General features: G+C 70.9%; 17 protein-coding genes. 6 read left to right on the plus strand and 11 right to left on the minus strand.

Going from position 1 to position 12,848, the window contains the following annotated elements; all coding sequences use genetic code 11:
* Window positions 1-252 precede the first annotated feature (252 nt).
* Window positions 253-1,416, plus strand: coding sequence for a DivIVA domain-containing protein (locus NBW76_RS13010; RefSeq protein ID WP_056553974.1), 1,164 nt, complete (start codon window positions 253-255; stop codon window positions 1,414-1,416).
* A gap of 53 nt (window positions 1,417-1,469) precedes the next feature.
* Here the strand turns inward: NBW76_RS13010 and NBW76_RS13015 are convergent, their stop codons facing one another.
* From NBW76_RS13015 to NBW76_RS13030, 4 genes are all read right to left on the minus strand, one after another.
* The gene (locus tag NBW76_RS13015; RefSeq protein WP_082481876.1) at window positions 1,470-1,742 is read right to left on the minus strand and encodes a hypothetical protein; all 273 of its coding nucleotides are present in this window, start codon (window positions 1,740-1,742) and stop codon (window positions 1,470-1,472) included.
* Between the two features lie 10 nt (window positions 1,743-1,752).
* On the minus strand, window positions 1,753-2,136 hold the full coding sequence (locus NBW76_RS13020) for a hypothetical protein (RefSeq protein ID WP_055967032.1): 384 nt from the start codon (window positions 2,134-2,136) through the stop codon (window positions 1,753-1,755).
* Between the two features lie 87 nt (window positions 2,137-2,223).
* The gene (locus NBW76_RS13025) at window positions 2,224-2,571 is read right to left on the minus strand and encodes a hypothetical protein (RefSeq protein WP_056553968.1); all 348 of its coding nucleotides are present in this window, start codon (window positions 2,569-2,571) and stop codon (window positions 2,224-2,226) included.
* An 84-nt stretch (window positions 2,572-2,655) separates the two neighbouring features.
* Window positions 2,656-3,849: a 3-hydroxyacyl-CoA dehydrogenase NAD-binding domain-containing protein gene (locus tag NBW76_RS13030; RefSeq protein WP_056553965.1), complete on the minus strand. Its 1,194-nt coding sequence runs from the start codon at window positions 3,847-3,849 to the stop codon at window positions 2,656-2,658.
* Window positions 3,850-3,931: 82 nt separating this feature from the next.
* Here NBW76_RS13030 and NBW76_RS13035 point away from each other — a divergent pair, with 82 nt between their 5' ends.
* Window positions 3,932-4,327, plus strand: coding sequence for a lipocalin family protein (locus tag NBW76_RS13035; protein WP_056553962.1), 396 nt, complete (start codon window positions 3,932-3,934; stop codon window positions 4,325-4,327).
* Window positions 4,327-5,004 (plus strand): endonuclease NucS, encoded by a 678-nt coding sequence (gene nucS / locus NBW76_RS13040; protein WP_055967019.1) that lies wholly within the window; start codon window positions 4,327-4,329, stop codon window positions 5,002-5,004. The genes NBW76_RS13035 and nucS overlap by 1 nt, the downstream gene beginning before the upstream one ends.
* Window positions 5,005-5,143: 139 nt before the next feature.
* Here nucS and NBW76_RS13045 read toward each other — a convergent pair whose 3' ends face one another.
* Complete coding sequence (locus NBW76_RS13045; RefSeq protein WP_200914533.1) at window positions 5,144-5,578, minus strand: SSI family serine proteinase inhibitor; 435 nt, start codon at window positions 5,576-5,578, stop codon at window positions 5,144-5,146.
* Window positions 5,571-6,095, minus strand: coding sequence for a ferritin (locus NBW76_RS13050; RefSeq protein ID WP_055967017.1), 525 nt, complete (start codon window positions 6,093-6,095; stop codon window positions 5,571-5,573). Before NBW76_RS13050 ends, NBW76_RS13045 begins: the two co-directional genes overlap by 8 nt.
* A gap of 55 nt (window positions 6,096-6,150) precedes the next feature.
* On the opposite strand from NBW76_RS13050, the gene NBW76_RS13055 reads away from it, so the two are divergent.
* The gene (locus NBW76_RS13055; RefSeq protein WP_056553957.1) at window positions 6,151-6,450 is read left to right on the plus strand and encodes a hypothetical protein; all 300 of its coding nucleotides are present in this window, start codon (window positions 6,151-6,153) and stop codon (window positions 6,448-6,450) included.
* Window positions 6,451-6,510: 60 nt separating this feature from the next.
* The gene (locus tag NBW76_RS13060; RefSeq protein ID WP_056553954.1) at window positions 6,511-7,284 is read left to right on the plus strand and encodes an isocitrate lyase/phosphoenolpyruvate mutase family protein; all 774 of its coding nucleotides are present in this window, start codon (window positions 6,511-6,513) and stop codon (window positions 7,282-7,284) included.
* A 54-nt stretch (window positions 7,285-7,338) separates the two neighbouring features.
* On the opposite strand, the gene NBW76_RS13065 is transcribed toward NBW76_RS13060, so the two are convergent.
* On the minus strand, window positions 7,339-9,330 hold the full coding sequence (locus tag NBW76_RS13065; RefSeq protein ID WP_056553953.1) for a protein meaA: 1,992 nt from the start codon (window positions 9,328-9,330) through the stop codon (window positions 7,339-7,341).
* Window positions 9,331-9,436: 106 nt separating this feature from the next.
* Here NBW76_RS13065 and NBW76_RS13070 point away from each other — a divergent pair, with 106 nt between their 5' ends.
* A complete protein-coding gene (locus NBW76_RS13070) occupies window positions 9,437-10,009 on the plus strand; it encodes a cob(I)yrinic acid a,c-diamide adenosyltransferase (RefSeq protein WP_055967005.1) in 573 nt (190 codons plus the stop codon).
* A gap of 207 nt (window positions 10,010-10,216) precedes the next feature.
* On the opposite strand, the gene NBW76_RS13075 is transcribed toward NBW76_RS13070, so the two are convergent.
* The 4 genes from NBW76_RS13075 to atpD form a co-directional block, all read right to left on the minus strand.
* Entirely contained in the window at window positions 10,217-10,381 is a 165-nt protein-coding gene (locus NBW76_RS13075) for a hypothetical protein (RefSeq protein WP_156364749.1), read from the minus strand.
* Window positions 10,382-10,545: 164 nt separating this feature from the next.
* Window positions 10,546-10,992, minus strand: a complete 447-nt coding sequence (locus NBW76_RS13080; RefSeq protein WP_055967002.1) for a DUF2550 domain-containing protein — start codon at window positions 10,990-10,992, stop codon at window positions 10,546-10,548.
* Window positions 10,993-11,027: 35 nt separating this feature from the next.
* The gene (locus NBW76_RS13085; protein WP_055966999.1) at window positions 11,028-11,402 is read right to left on the minus strand and encodes a F0F1 ATP synthase subunit epsilon; all 375 of its coding nucleotides are present in this window, start codon (window positions 11,400-11,402) and stop codon (window positions 11,028-11,030) included.
* Window positions 11,402-12,844 (minus strand): F0F1 ATP synthase subunit beta, encoded by a 1,443-nt coding sequence (atpD, locus tag NBW76_RS13090; protein ID WP_055966996.1) that lies wholly within the window; start codon window positions 12,842-12,844, stop codon window positions 11,402-11,404. Before atpD ends, NBW76_RS13085 begins: the two co-directional genes overlap by 1 nt.
* Window positions 12,845-12,848 lie beyond the last annotated feature (4 nt).

A 12,848-nucleotide genomic window follows, 5' to 3' on the forward strand; every position in this document is an offset into this window, starting at 1 on the left:
CGCTCGACCGAGGGGCCCGGACGATCCGTCCGGGTCCCTCGGCACGTCCGCGTCCTTGGCGTGCCGGTTCCTTCGGGGTCGGGCGCCGCCCGGGGCGTGGGGACGCCGGACGAGCGTCCGGCACGCGGTCGCGGCAGCGCGGGGGCGTCGGCCCACCTGGGTATGGTGGGTCCCACCGCGAGCGAAGTCGACGCGACGTCGTCCGATGCAGGCTCGCGCACCAGTCGATCCAGCCAGAGGGAGTACCGCGGCATGTCCGAGGAGCAGTCCGGATTGTCCATCTTCGACGCGGCACGCAAGTCCGCCGAGGTCTCGTTCCCCTTGGCCCGGCGCGGCGGCTACGACAGCGACGCGGTCGACGCCTGGGCCCGCACCCAGTCCGCCGAGCTGCAGAAGGCCGCCGACGCGGTCCAGTCGCTGCAGGAGGAGAACGACGAGCTGCACGACCTCGTCGAGCAGCTGCGCGAGCGGGTCGAGGCCATCGACCGGCCCACGTACTCCGGGCTCGGCGGGCACGCCGCCCAGCTGCTGCAGCTGGCCGAGCAGGAGGCCGACGAGGTGCGCTCGCGTGCTCGCCGCGAGGCCGACGAGGTGCTGAAGGTCGCCGAGGAGGAGGCCGCCCTCGTCCGCACCGCTGCGGCCAAGGAGGCCGAGGACCTGCGCACGCGCGCGGTCAGCGAGCTCGAGGAGAAGCGGCGCGAGCTGCTCACCGAGGCCGAGGCCGGCCGTGCCGACGCGGCTGCACACGCCGACGACGTGCGCGCCCAGGCCGACCGCGAGGCCGCCCAGATCCGTCTCGCGGCCGAGCAGGACGCCCAGAACATGCGTCTCGGCGCCACCCGTGAGGTCGAGCAGGCTCGCGCGGCCGCCGACCGGGAGGTCACCGAGGCCCGTCGCGTGCTGGCGGTCGAGAAGGAGCGCCTGGCTCGCGAGGCCGCCGAGAACCACGCTGCCGCCACCGAGCAGACGTCCAAGCTGGTCACGGACGCCGAGACGCGTGCCGCGGCCGCCGACGAGCGCGCCCGAGGCCTCATGAGCAAGGCCAACGCGGCGCGCGAGTCGGCCAGCACGGACGCGTCGTCGATCGTCGACAACGCGCGCAAGGAGGCGGCCGCCCTGGTGGCGAACGCCAAGGCCGAGGCCGACCACCTGCGCGCCTCCGCGACCACCGACGTGGAGCGCGAGACCCGCTCCCTGCGGACCGAGGTCGAGGACCTGCAGCGTCGACGCGAGGGGATCCTGGCGCAGATGGGTCAGCTCCGCGACATCGTCGCGTCCTTCGCGGGCGACTCGGCGGCGAGCACGGCGTCCGCGTCCGCCCCGCAGGGGCGGGCCGACGAGCCGGCACCGCAGGACGCCTCGGACGAGGACACGGGCGACACGGACGACACCGTCGAGGCTCCTGCGGCCCGCTGATCGACGACCCCTCGCCGGTCCGGGCCACCCGGGTCCGGCGAGGTTCGCGCGGGTCAGGGCTTGCGGCGCCAGCAGGCGGTGTGCCAGTGCCGGCGCTCGTCGACGGCTGCCGCACTGAGCAGCGGCTTCTCGACGGGCCAGACCACCACGTGAGGGGTCCCGGGCGGGATCGGACGGTGGCAGTCGGGGCACGCGTAGCTGCTGGTCGCACCGGCCCCCGTCAGGCGTCGCACGTGCCAGCCGCCGTCGGCCTTCGGCTCGACAGGGGGTGAGCCGGCCGACGGTGGTCCCGGCCGGGGTCGTCGGGGCGGCCGTCGTCTGGACACCCGGGTGACCTTATCGTCCGGCGACGTCCTCGACGCAGTAGGAGCGGAGCCAGCCCTCCCGGTGGGCGGCGACCTCGAGCGCTCGGTCGAACACGACGACCTCGGCCTCCCCCGTCATCCGCTCGACCACGACGACGTCGGTCAGCCGGGGCGCCGAGCTGCACACGAGTCCCTGCTCCGTGAGCCGGGCGACGAGCGCGGTGGCCGCGGAGGACATCTCCCGGTCACAGGGAGCGGCGCCGCAGCGCATCACCTGCCTGACGTCCTCCGTGGCCGCCGGCGGGTCGACCAGCTGCTGGACGACGCCCAGGGCCGGCAGGAACGAGAGCCCGAACGACAACGCCGCGATGCGCACGACCCGACTCGCCTGCTGGGCGGTCTGCATCGTCGACACGGGGGCTCCGGATCCGTCGGCCCCCGAGGCGACGGCCGGATGACCGCCACGCCCACCTCAACGAGCGGGTGGGGTCGGGGTTACCGCTCAGCGGCAGTAGACGACCGTGCGATGCGTCATGCCGACGCTCGTGGCCACGACGTCGGCGAGCGAGCTGAGGGTGGCGCCGCCGCGACCGTCGTCGACGGCCACCACGTCGCTCAGTCGTGGCGTGCTGGTGCAGTGCATCCCGAGCGCCTGCTGCGACTCGACCAGCTCGGCGAGTGCCGGCGCCATGGCGGGACAGCCCGCGACGGCGCAGACGTCCTCGTCCGTGGTCCCGTACCCGCGGTCGAACGCGTGCAGCGACACGAGCGTGAGCACGGCGGCCGCCACGCTCACGAGCGTGAGCCGCCGCAGCGCCGCAGCGATGCGCAGAACCCCCCTGGTCCGCATGTGCTCTGCCTTCCTGTCCCCTGCCCAGGCCAACGAGAGGAGGGCGCCCGGGTTGCCCGGGCGCCCTCCTCTCGTCGGATCGGTTCAGTAGGTGTGGAAGCCCTCGCCGGTCTTGCGGCCGAGCTTGCCCTCGGCGACCAGGCGCTCCAGGGTCGGCGCGGGCGTCCAGCCCTCGTGACCGAAGGTGGACACCAGCGTCTGCTGGATCGCCAGCGAGACGTCGTTGCCGACCACGTCGAGCAGCTCGAACGGACCCATGGGGAGCTTGGTCTCCTTGAGCGCGGTGTCGATCTCCTCGAGCGAGGCCTCACCGGACTCGTGCAGCGTCACGGCGTCGTTGAGGTAGGGGAACAGCAGCGCGTTCACGATGAACCCGGCGCGATCACCGCAGGAGACCGGGTGCTTGCCGACGTCGAGGCACAGGGCCTTGACGGTCTCGGCGACCTCGGGCGAGGTCGAGTCCGCGGAGACGACCTCGACGAGCTTCATGACCGGGGCGGGGTTGAAGAAGTGCATGCCCACGACGTCCTGCGGACGCGAGGTGGCCTCGGCGCACGACGCGATGGAGAGCGACGACGTGGTGGTCGCGAGGATCGCCCCGGGCTTGGTGATGCGGTCGAGGTCGCGAAAGAGCTCGAGCTTCACGTCGAGGTCCTCGGCGATGGCCTCCACCACGATGTCGACGTCGTCGAGCGCGTGCCGGTCCGTCGCGGCGGTCAGCCGACCGATGACGTCGGACTTCTCGTCCTCGGTGAGCCGTCCCTTGGCGATCGCCCGGTCGAGGTTCTTCTCGATCCGGGCCTGGACGGCGGCGACCTTGTCGTCGGAGCGACCGACGAAGACCACGTCGTGCCCGGCCTTGGCGAAGACCTCGACGATGCCGGAGGCCATGGTGCCCGTGCCGACGACACCGACCTTGGCGACCGGGTGGTGCTTCTGAGGGGCCGCGTCGGCGCCCGCGTCGGCGGCGGCCTCGAACGTCTCGGAGGACTCGGCGAGCTTCACCAGCACGGGAGCCGGCTCGTGGAGCGGGTCACCGGTGCCGGCGTGCTGGGCGCGCAGGCCCTCGACCACGGTGGCGGCACCGAGGGCGTCGACCAGGGCCAGCGGGCCGATCGGGTAGCCGCAGCCGAAGCGCATCGAGGCGTCGATGTCGTCCTTGGTGGCGTAGCCGCTCTCGTACATGGTGGCGGCGTGGTTGAGGTACGGGTACACCAGCGTCCGGGCGATCTCGGCGCCGCGGTCGTCGGCCGTGAGACGGTCCACGATCTCCTGCATGCCTACTCCTAGGTAACTTCGGGGTCGTGACACACTAGCGTCCGATCCGCACCAACGGGAGGGCTGTCACATGAATCGTCGTATGAGCCTGGCCACGGGCGTCGCCGCCCTCGCGCTGAACACCCTCGCCGCCTGCGGGTCCGACGACGGACCGGGGACCCCCGACGGCTCCTCGCCGTCCCCGTCGACCTCCGCCTCCGCGTCCGAGTCCCCCACGGCGGCCGAGCCCACCGGCGATCCGGCCGACGCGGCCGACCTCGCCGGCACGTGGCGCGACGACGAGGCCGACTGGACGGTGACCTTCAAGGCCGACGGCACGTTCTCCGAGGACTTCCAGGGCGTGCCGGAGTTCCGGACGGGTGACTACGAGGTCGCCGACGGCGTCGTGACGCTGCAGGGTGGCGACGGCAACGACGACGAGGGCACCATTAAGGACGGCACGCTGGTGTTCAAGCTCGGGACGTTGGTGCGTCAGTAGTGCGTCTGGTCGTCGCACGCTGCCAGGTCGACTACGCCGGGCGGCTCACCGCACATCTGCCCATGGCCACCCGGGTCATCATGGTCAAGGCCGACGGCTCGGTGCTCGTGCACTCCGACGGTGGCTCCTACAAGCCGTTGAACTGGATGAGCCCGCCCTGCAGCCTCAAGGAGGGCACCGCCGACGACGGTCGCCTCGAGTGGGTCGTGCAGGCCGGCAAGACCGACGACACGCTGCGCATCCTCATCGACGAGGTCGTGTCCGACTCCAGCCACGACCTGGGCGTCGACCCCGGCCTGCGCAAGGACGGCGTCGAGAAGCACCTGCAGGAGCTCCTGGCCGAGCACACGAGCACCTTCGGCGTCGGCATGTCGCTCGTGCGCCGTGAGTTCATGACCGCGATCGGACCGGTCGACCTGCTGTGCCGCGACGACGCCGGCGCCGCCGTGGCCGTCGAGATCAAGCGGCGCGGCGACATCGACGGCGTCGAGCAGCTCACCCGCTACCTCGAGCTGATGAACCGCGACCCGAAGCTGCGCCCCGTGCGCGGCATCTTCGCCGCCCAGGAGATCAAGCCCCAGGCCCGCGTGCTCGCCGAGGACCGCGGCATCGAGTGCGTCGTCGTCGACTACGACGCCCTCCGCGGCATCGACGACCCCTCCCTGCGCCTGTTCTGAACGCTCCCACCGTGTGGGGCTCGGCCAGCGACGCCAGCATGGGCCGAGCGAGCGCCAGCGAGTGACGGCAGGCGCCCGGGCAGAGCCCGGCAGCCGTGAGGAACGAACGGCTGGAGCGGCGAGGAACGAGCCGCGCGCCTCATTGAAGGGGGACGTCGAAGAACGTGGTGCCGAGCGTCTCCCAGCGGTCGACCTCGCAGCCGTTCTCGCGGGTGAAGGTGGCATCGACGTCGGCGCCGTCGACCGTCCCCTTGACCGTGGCGGTCTGGGGGCCGCCGTAGATCATCGTGCAGACCTGGTCGGCCGGCACGGGCTCGAGGACGTCCGCCCCGGCCGACGCGAGCGCGGCGCAGGCCTCCTGGGCCTGGGGGTGGTCGCCACCCACCGGGTCGCACTCGAGGGTCATGACGTTCGGCTCGGCGTCGGCCTCGGTGCGCACCTCGATGGTGATCGACGTGGCCGCGACCGAGCCGCCGCCGGCCTCGGCGTCCGTACCGGGCTCGTCGTCGGAGTCCAGGCCGCAACCGACCAGGAGTGCCCCGACGAGGGCGAGGAGCGGCAGGGCCCTACGCACCGGCGATCCTGGGCGCCGTCGGGTCGGAGGACTCCCCCGTGTCCTCGCGGGCGACCCAGTCCTCGATGCGGTCGACGTCGTCCTTCGCCCGCGTGACCACGGCCAGCAGGTCCCCCATCTTGGCGACCTCCTCGACCTGCTCGCGGATGAACCACTGCATGAACTGCTCCGACGCGAAGTCGCCGTCGGCCCTCGCGATCCGGGTCAGCTCGTTGACCTGCTCGGTGACCTTCTTCTCCTGCTCGAGCGCAGCGCGGACCGGCTCCACGACGTCGCCGAACTCTCCGACCGGCGCGGGCAGGGCAGGGATGTGCGGCGTCTCGCCGGCGTCCAGCAGGTACTGCACCATCATCATGGCGTGGTCGCGCTCCTCGGCCGCCTGGTCGTAGAAGAGCGCCGCCATCCGCGGCATCGTCTGGGCGTCGTAGAACGCCGCGATCGCCACGTACTGCTGGTGCGCCCCGAACTCGTGCCCCAGCTGCTCGTTGAGCTTCTCCACGAACGCCTGTGACGTCATCGTCGTCCTCCATCGTCGCCGGGTAACCTCATGGGCCCGATGCTACGGTCTGCTCGTGTCCAAGGAGCCGAAGCGCAAGTGCTGCGTCAGCAAGAACCGCTGCAAGCGCTGCCCGATCCGGATGCTCAAGGAAGGCACCCTTCCCGACGGCTACGGCGTGAAGAAGAGGCGGCTCGTCCGTATCGGCGCCGACGGCACCATCGTCCCGGTGGAGAAGAAGGACAAGAAGTCCAAGAAGGGCAAGAAGGGCAAGAAGTCCGGGTCGAAGAGCACGAAGTCCCAGGGCAAGAAGTCCGGCTCCAAGAACGCGAAGACGCCGGGCAAGAAGGCCAAGAAGCACGCCCTCGCCGCCTGAGTCCGTCCCGGGGCGAGATTCGTCTGGTGGGTCCCGACGTCGTGCCCTAGCGTCGGCGTCATGGACCTGAAGACACGCGCCCAGACGCTGCTCGACCTGCACACCGCCCCGGAGCTGCTCACCGTCGTGAACGTGTGGGACGCCATCACCGCCCGCATCGTCACCGAGGTCGAGGGCACCAAGGCCCTCGCCACGGCGAGCCACTCCATCGCCGCGTCGCACGGCTACGAGGACGGCGAGAACATCCCGGTCGACGAGATGATCGCCGCCGTCGGGCTCATCGTCGCGAACACGCACCTGCCGGTGACGGCCGACCTCGAGGCCGGCTACGGCGACCCCGGCGAGACCGCCCGCAAGGCGATCGGCGTGGGCGCGGTCGGTGCCAACCTCGAGGACCAGGTGAAGCCTCTGGCCGAGGCCGTGGCCGCGGTCGAGGCCGTCGTGAAGGCCGGTGAGGCCGAGGGCATCCCGTTCGTGCTGAACGCCCGCACCGACGTCGTCGCGAAGGCCGGCGACCGTCCGCACGACGAGGTCATCGCCGACGCGATCGAGCGCGGCAGGGCCTTCATCGAGGTCGGCGCGCCGATCGTCTTCGTCCCGGGCCCCCTCTCGGAGGACGACGTCAGCGCGTTCGTCGACGCCTGGGGCCCGCAGCGGCTCACCACCATCGGCTACCCGGGGTCCATCCCCCTCGCGCGCCAGCAGGAGCTCGGCGTCGCTCGCGTGTCGTACGGCCCGTTCACGCAGTCCGTCGCGCTCATGGCCCTGCAGGACCTGACCCGTGACATCCAGTCCGGCGGCGCGCTGCCCGAGGGCTTTCGCGTCCTCAACTGACCCACGGACGACGAAGGGCCCGGGACCGTGTGGTCCCGGGCCCTTCGCGCGCGGTCAGGCCGCGAGGCCCTTGGCCTTGCGGATCTCGTCGACGATGCGACCCATGATGTCGGTCATGCCGAAGTCCTTCGGGGTGAACACCGCGGCCACGCCGTCCGCCTCGAGACGACGACCGTCGGAGTCGGGGATGATGCCACCGACGATGAGGGGCACGTCGTCCATGCCGGCCTCGCGCATGCGCTGCTGCACGTCGGGCACGAGCTCCATGTGCGACCCCGACAGGATCGACAGACCCACCACGTGCACGTCCTCGGCCACGGCGGCGGAGACGATCTGCTCGGGAGTCAGCCGGATGCCCTGGTACACGACCTCGAAGCCGACGTCGCGGGCGCGGACGGCGATCTGCTCGGCCCCGTTGGAGTGGCCGTCCAGGCCCGGCTTGCCGACCAGGAAGCGCAGCCGGGTGCCGAGCTCGTCACCCGTGCGCTTGACCTTCTCGCGCACGGCGGTCAGCTCGGCGCCGGCCTCCGCCACGCCGACGGCGCCGGACACGCCGGTGGGTGCCCGGTACTCGCCGAACACCTCGCGCAGCGCACCCGACCACTCCCCCACGGTCGCACCGGCCCGCACGGCCGCGAGCGTCGCCTCCATCAGGTTCGTCTCGGTCTTGGCCTCGGACTGCAGCCTCTCGAGAGCCGCGTCGACGGCGCCCTGGTCGCGCTGCTCGCGCCATGCCTGCACGTCGGCGACGGCGTTGGCCTCGGCCTGCGGGTCGGCCACCATGATGGCGCCGTCGAGGTCCGCGGTCAGGGGCGACGGCTCGGTCTCGACGTAACTGTTGACGCCCACGACCTTCATCTCGCCGGACTCGATCTTCGAGCGGCGGGCGGCGTGCGAGGCGACCAGCTCGGACTTCATGTAGCCGGACTCGACGGCCGCCACGGCACCGCCCATGGCCTGCACGCGGTCGATCTCGGCCTGCGCACCCTCCACGAGCTCGGCCACCTTGGCCTCGATGACGTGCGAGCCCTCGAAGATGTCGTCGTACTCGAGGAGGTCGGACTCGAAGGCGAGGACCTGCTGGAGGCGCAGCGACCACTGCTGGTCCCACGGGCGGGGCAGGCCGAGCGCCTCGTTCCAGGCGGGCAGCTGCACCGCCCGGGCCCGGGCGTTCTTGCTGAGCGTGACGCCGAGCATCTCGAGCACGATGCGCTGCACGTTGTTCTCGGGCTGGGCCTCGGTGAGTCCCAGGGAGTTGACCTGCACGCCGTAGCGGAACCGGCGCATCTTGGGGTCGGTGACGCCGTAGCGGTCGCGGGTGATCTGCTCCCAGAGCTGCCCGAAGGCACGCATCTTGCAGGTCTCCTCGATGAAGCGGACGCCGGCGTTGACGAAGAACGAGATGCGCCCGACGGTCTTCTCGAAGTCGGCGTCGTCGACCTGGCCGGAGTCCTTCACGGCGTCGAGCACCGCGATGGCGGTGCTCAGCGCGTAGGCGATCTCCTGCGTGGGCGTGGCGCCGGCCTCCTGCAGGTGGTAGCTGCAGATGTTGAGCGGGTTCCACTTGGGGATCGTGTTGACCGTGTAGGCGATCATGTCGGTCGTCAGCCGCAGCGACGGGGCGGGACCGAAGACGTAGGTCCCGCGCGACAGGTACTCCTTGATGATGTCGTTCTGGGTCGTCCCGGCGAGCGCCGACGGATCGACGCCCTGCTCCTCGGCGGCCACCTGGTACATGGCGAGCAGCCACATGGCGGTGGCGTTGATCGTCATGGAGGTGTTCATCTCGCCGAGCGGGATGTCCTGGAACAGCCGTCGCATCGACCCGAGGTGCGGGATCGGGACGCCGACCTTGCCCACCTCGCCGCGCGACAGCACGTGGTCGGGGTCGTAGCCGGTCTGGGTGGGCAGGTCGAAGGCCACCGAGAGCCCGGTCTGGCCCTTCGCCAGGTTCTTGCGGTACAGCGCGTTGGACTCGGCCGCCGAGCTGTGTCCGGCGTACGTGCGCATCACCCAGGGACGGTCGGGCGCAGACTTGTCAGGCATGCCGGTCAGGTTACCGCGCCGTAACGTGACGCGGCAGACTCTGTGAGCCACGCGACCCGCCTCAGGTGGCCCGGCCGTCCCGAGCGACACGCCCTAGGGTGAGGTCATGGTCAACCTGACACGGATCTACACCCGGACCGGCGACGACGGCACGACCAACCTGGTCGACTTCAGCCGCACCTCGAAGAACGACCTGCGGCTCGTGGCCTACGCCGACGTCGACGAGGCCAACAGCCAGCTTGGGCTCGCCCTGGCGTTCGACGAGCTGGACGACGAGGTGACCGCGGTCATCCGGCACGTGCAGAACGACCTGTTCGACGTCGGTGCCGACCTCGGCGCTCCGGTCGTGGAGAACCCCGAGCACCCGCCGTTGCGTGTCGAGCCCGACTACGTCGACCGGCTCGAGGGCTGGTGCGACCAGTACAACGACCGGCTCGAGAAGCTGCGCTCGTTCATCCTGCCCGGCGGCACCCGCTCGGCATCGGCCCTGCACGTCGCGCGCACGGTGACCCGGCGCGCCGAGCGATCCGCATGGGCCGCGATCGAGGTGCACGGCGACACGATGAACCCGTTGACGGCCCGCTACCTGAACCGGCTGAGCGACCTGCTGTTCATCCTCGGTCGCTACGCGAACCGCGAGGCCGGCGACATCCTCTGGGTGCCCGGCGGCGAGCGCTAGCGAGCCGCCCGACCGCACAGCAGCGAGCGCCAGCGAGCCCGCCCGACCGCACAGCGGCGAGCGCCAGCGAGCCCGCCCGACCGCACAGCAGCGAGCGCTAGCGAGCCCGCCCGACCGCACAGCAGCGAGCCCCAGCGAGCCCGTCGGAGACGCAGATCGCCGCCGTCCACGCGGGACGACGGCGATCCGGTCACGTGCTGGTGGGGGTCACTCCCAGTCGATGGCTCGCTGGGTGGTGACGGTGCCGCCGGACTTGACCTTGGTCACCTTCGTGACGGAGGACGTGGAGTCGACGTCAGCCTGGGCCGGCGACGACAGCGGCAGGAACGCGAGGGCCGACGCGAAGGTGGCGACGACGATGCGCTTGGTCATTCGGTTCATGGGGCTACCTGTTCCATCGGGGGACCCGGTCGACCGGGCATGGTCCATCGGGACCATGGTCCCGTAGTCCTCGGGAGATCGTCAATCGAAACGCCGAAAACCGATCCACCTCGTTCTCGCACATGGTGGTCGCTGGCCCTGCGTGCGGGGAGGAGCTAGAGGACGGTGCTGACGCGCTGCCCGGGGGGCGAGGCCTCGAGCCAGGCCAGCAGCCCCGTCAGGGCCGCCGGGGTCAGGGCGAGCTGCTGCACCGGTGTCGGGTTGCGTGTGGTCACGACCACGTGCCCGTCGTGGACCGCGTGCACCTCACCGCCCACGGGGTCACGACGACCGTCGACGGCCATGGCGTCCCGCGAGAACCGGTACGCCGGACGCAGCCTCAACGAGAAGGTCCGGTACCACTCCAGCGTGCTTCCGCGGTACACCGCGAGGCCCAGGGTCCACCCCTGGGCCGACGCGCCGTCCCGCTTGTTGATGCTGAGGTCGAAGGCGCCCAGCGTGCGCGCCAGGTACCGACGGCGCAGCACGAGGACGGCCAGCAGGACGACGGTGAGGGCGATCGCGGCGAGGACGAGGTCCACGGCCCACAGCCACAGCGGCACCCCGCCCTCCCTCCTCCGGCAGACGGCCGAGAACCCTAGGCCAGCTCGATGCCGCGGAGCTTGGCCTCGGCGCGCTGGACGGCCGCGTCGTCGTCGTCGGACCGCGCCTGCTCCAGCTCGGCCTGCACCTGGTCGCGGTCGAGCTCGGACACCAGGTGGGTGTCCTCGCTCAGGATCGAGACGCGGTCGTCGGCGACGGACAGGAACCCGTCCTCGACGACCGCGACGACCGTCTCGCCGTCGGCCTTGATCTTGACCACGCCGGGCACGAGCACCGACAGCAGCGGCGCGTGCCCGACGAGGACACCGAGGTCACCCTCGACGGTGCGGGCGACGACCTCGTGGGCCTCCCCCGACCACACCACGCGGTCGGCGGCGACCAGCTCGACCTGGAGCGTCGTGTCCGCCATCAGGAGTTCTTCTGGATCTCGGCCCACTTCGCATCGACGTCGTCGAGACCGCCGCACATGAAGAAGGCCTGCTCGGCCACGTGGTCGTACTCACCGTCGCAGATCTTGGTGAAGGCGTCGATCGTCTCGTCGAGCGGGACGGTGGAGCCCTCGATGCCGGTGAACTGCTTGGCCACGTAGGTGTTCTGGCTGAGGAAGCGCTGGATGCGACGGGCGCGCGAGACGATCGTCTTGTCCTCCTCGCTCAGCTCGTCGACACCGAGGATGGCGATGATGTCCTGGAGCTCCTTGTTGCGCTGCAGGATGCCCTTGACCCGGTTGGCCGTCGTGTAGTGGTCGTCGGCGATGTAGCGCGGGTCCAGGATGCGCGAGGTGGACGTCAGCGGGTCGACCGCGGGGTAGATGCCCATGGAGGCGATCTCACGGTTGAGCTCGGTGGTGGCGTCCAGGTGCGCGAACGTGGTGGCCGGGGCCGGGTCCGTGTAGTCGTCGGCCGGCACGTAGATCGCCTGCAGCGACGTGATCGAGTGACCACGCGTGGAGGTGATGCGCTCCTGCAGCACGCCCATCTCGTCGGCCAGCGTCGGCTGGTAGCCCACGGCGGACGGCATGCGGCCGAGCAGCGTGGAGACCTCGGAGCCGGCCTGCGTGAACCGGAAGATGTTGTCGATGAACAGCAGCACGTCGCGGTTCTGGACGTCGCGGAAGTACTCCGCCATCGTCAGGGCCGACAGCGCCACGCGCAGACGCGCTCCGGGCGGCTCGTCCATCTGGCCGAAGACGAGGGCGACCTTGTCGAGGACGTCGGCCTCCTCCATCTCGGCGATGAGGTCGTTGCCCTCGCGGGTGCGCTCGCCGACTCCGGCGAACACCGACACGCCGTCGTGGTCCTTGGCCACACGGGCGATCATCTCCTGGATGAGCACCGTCTTGCCGACGCCGGCGCCGCCGAACAGGCCGATCTTGCCGCCGAGGACGTAGGGCGTCAGCAGGTCGATGACCTTGATGCCGGTCTGGAACATCTGCGTCTTGGACTCGAGCTGGTCGAACGCGGGGGCCTTGCGGTGGATGCCCCAGCGCTCTGCCGCCTCGAAGGTCTCGCCCTCGGGCATGTTCATGACCGCGCCGGTGGTGTTGAACACCCGGCCGAGCGTCTGGTCGCCGACCGGCACCGAGATCGGCTCGCCGGTGTCGGTGACGACGCTGCCGCGCACGACACCGTCGGTCGGGCGCAGGCTGATGGCGCGCACCAGGCCGTCACCGATGTGCTGGGCGACCTCGAGCGTGAGGGTCTCCTCGCTCCCGGGGATGCTGGTCTCCACGGTGAGCGCGTTGTAGATCTCCGGCATCGAGTCCGACGGGAACTCGATGTCGAGGACCGGGCCGATGACCCGCGCGACGCGACCGGTGGTCGTGGTCTTCTCTTCGGCAGTGGCAGTCATAGCT

It is taken from the genome of Aeromicrobium sp. Leaf245, from assembly GCF_942548115.1.
Classification (GTDB): Bacteria; Actinomycetota; Actinomycetes; order Propionibacteriales; family Nocardioidaceae; genus Aeromicrobium.

Excerpts from the sequence above, each read along its gene's own strand:
- NBW76_RS13050 (WP_055967017.1), bottom strand. The coding sequence starts at position 6,095 with ATGACGTCACAGGCGTTCGTGGAGAAGCTCAACGAGCAGCTGGGGCAC.
- NBW76_RS13065 (WP_056553953.1), bottom strand. The coding sequence starts at position 9,330 with ATGCCTGACAAGTCTGCGCCCGACCGTCCCTGGGTGATGCGCACGTAC.
- NBW76_RS13075 (WP_156364749.1), bottom strand. The coding sequence starts at position 10,381 with ATGACCAAGCGCATCGTCGTCGCCACCTTCGCGTCGGCCCTCGCGTTC.
- atpD (WP_055966996.1), bottom strand. The coding sequence starts at position 12,844 with ATGACTGCCACTGCCGAAGAGAAGACCACGACCACCGGTCGCGTCGCG.
- NBW76_RS13035 (WP_056553962.1), top strand. The coding sequence starts at position 3,932 with ATGAGCCTGGCCACGGGCGTCGCCGCCCTCGCGCTGAACACCCTCGCC.
- NBW76_RS13030 (WP_056553965.1), bottom strand. The coding sequence starts at position 3,849 with ATGCAGGAGATCGTGGACCGTCTCACGGCCGACGACCGCGGCGCCGAG.
- NBW76_RS13060 (WP_056553954.1), top strand. The coding sequence starts at position 6,511 with ATGGACCTGAAGACACGCGCCCAGACGCTGCTCGACCTGCACACCGCC.
- NBW76_RS13070 (WP_055967005.1), top strand. The coding sequence starts at position 9,437 with ATGGTCAACCTGACACGGATCTACACCCGGACCGGCGACGACGGCACG.
- NBW76_RS13025 (WP_056553968.1), bottom strand. The coding sequence starts at position 2,571 with ATGCGGACCAGGGGGGTTCTGCGCATCGCTGCGGCGCTGCGGCGGCTC.
- NBW76_RS13010 (WP_056553974.1), top strand. The coding sequence starts at position 253 with ATGTCCGAGGAGCAGTCCGGATTGTCCATCTTCGACGCGGCACGCAAG.
- NBW76_RS13085 (WP_055966999.1), bottom strand. The coding sequence starts at position 11,402 with ATGGCGGACACGACGCTCCAGGTCGAGCTGGTCGCCGCCGACCGCGTG.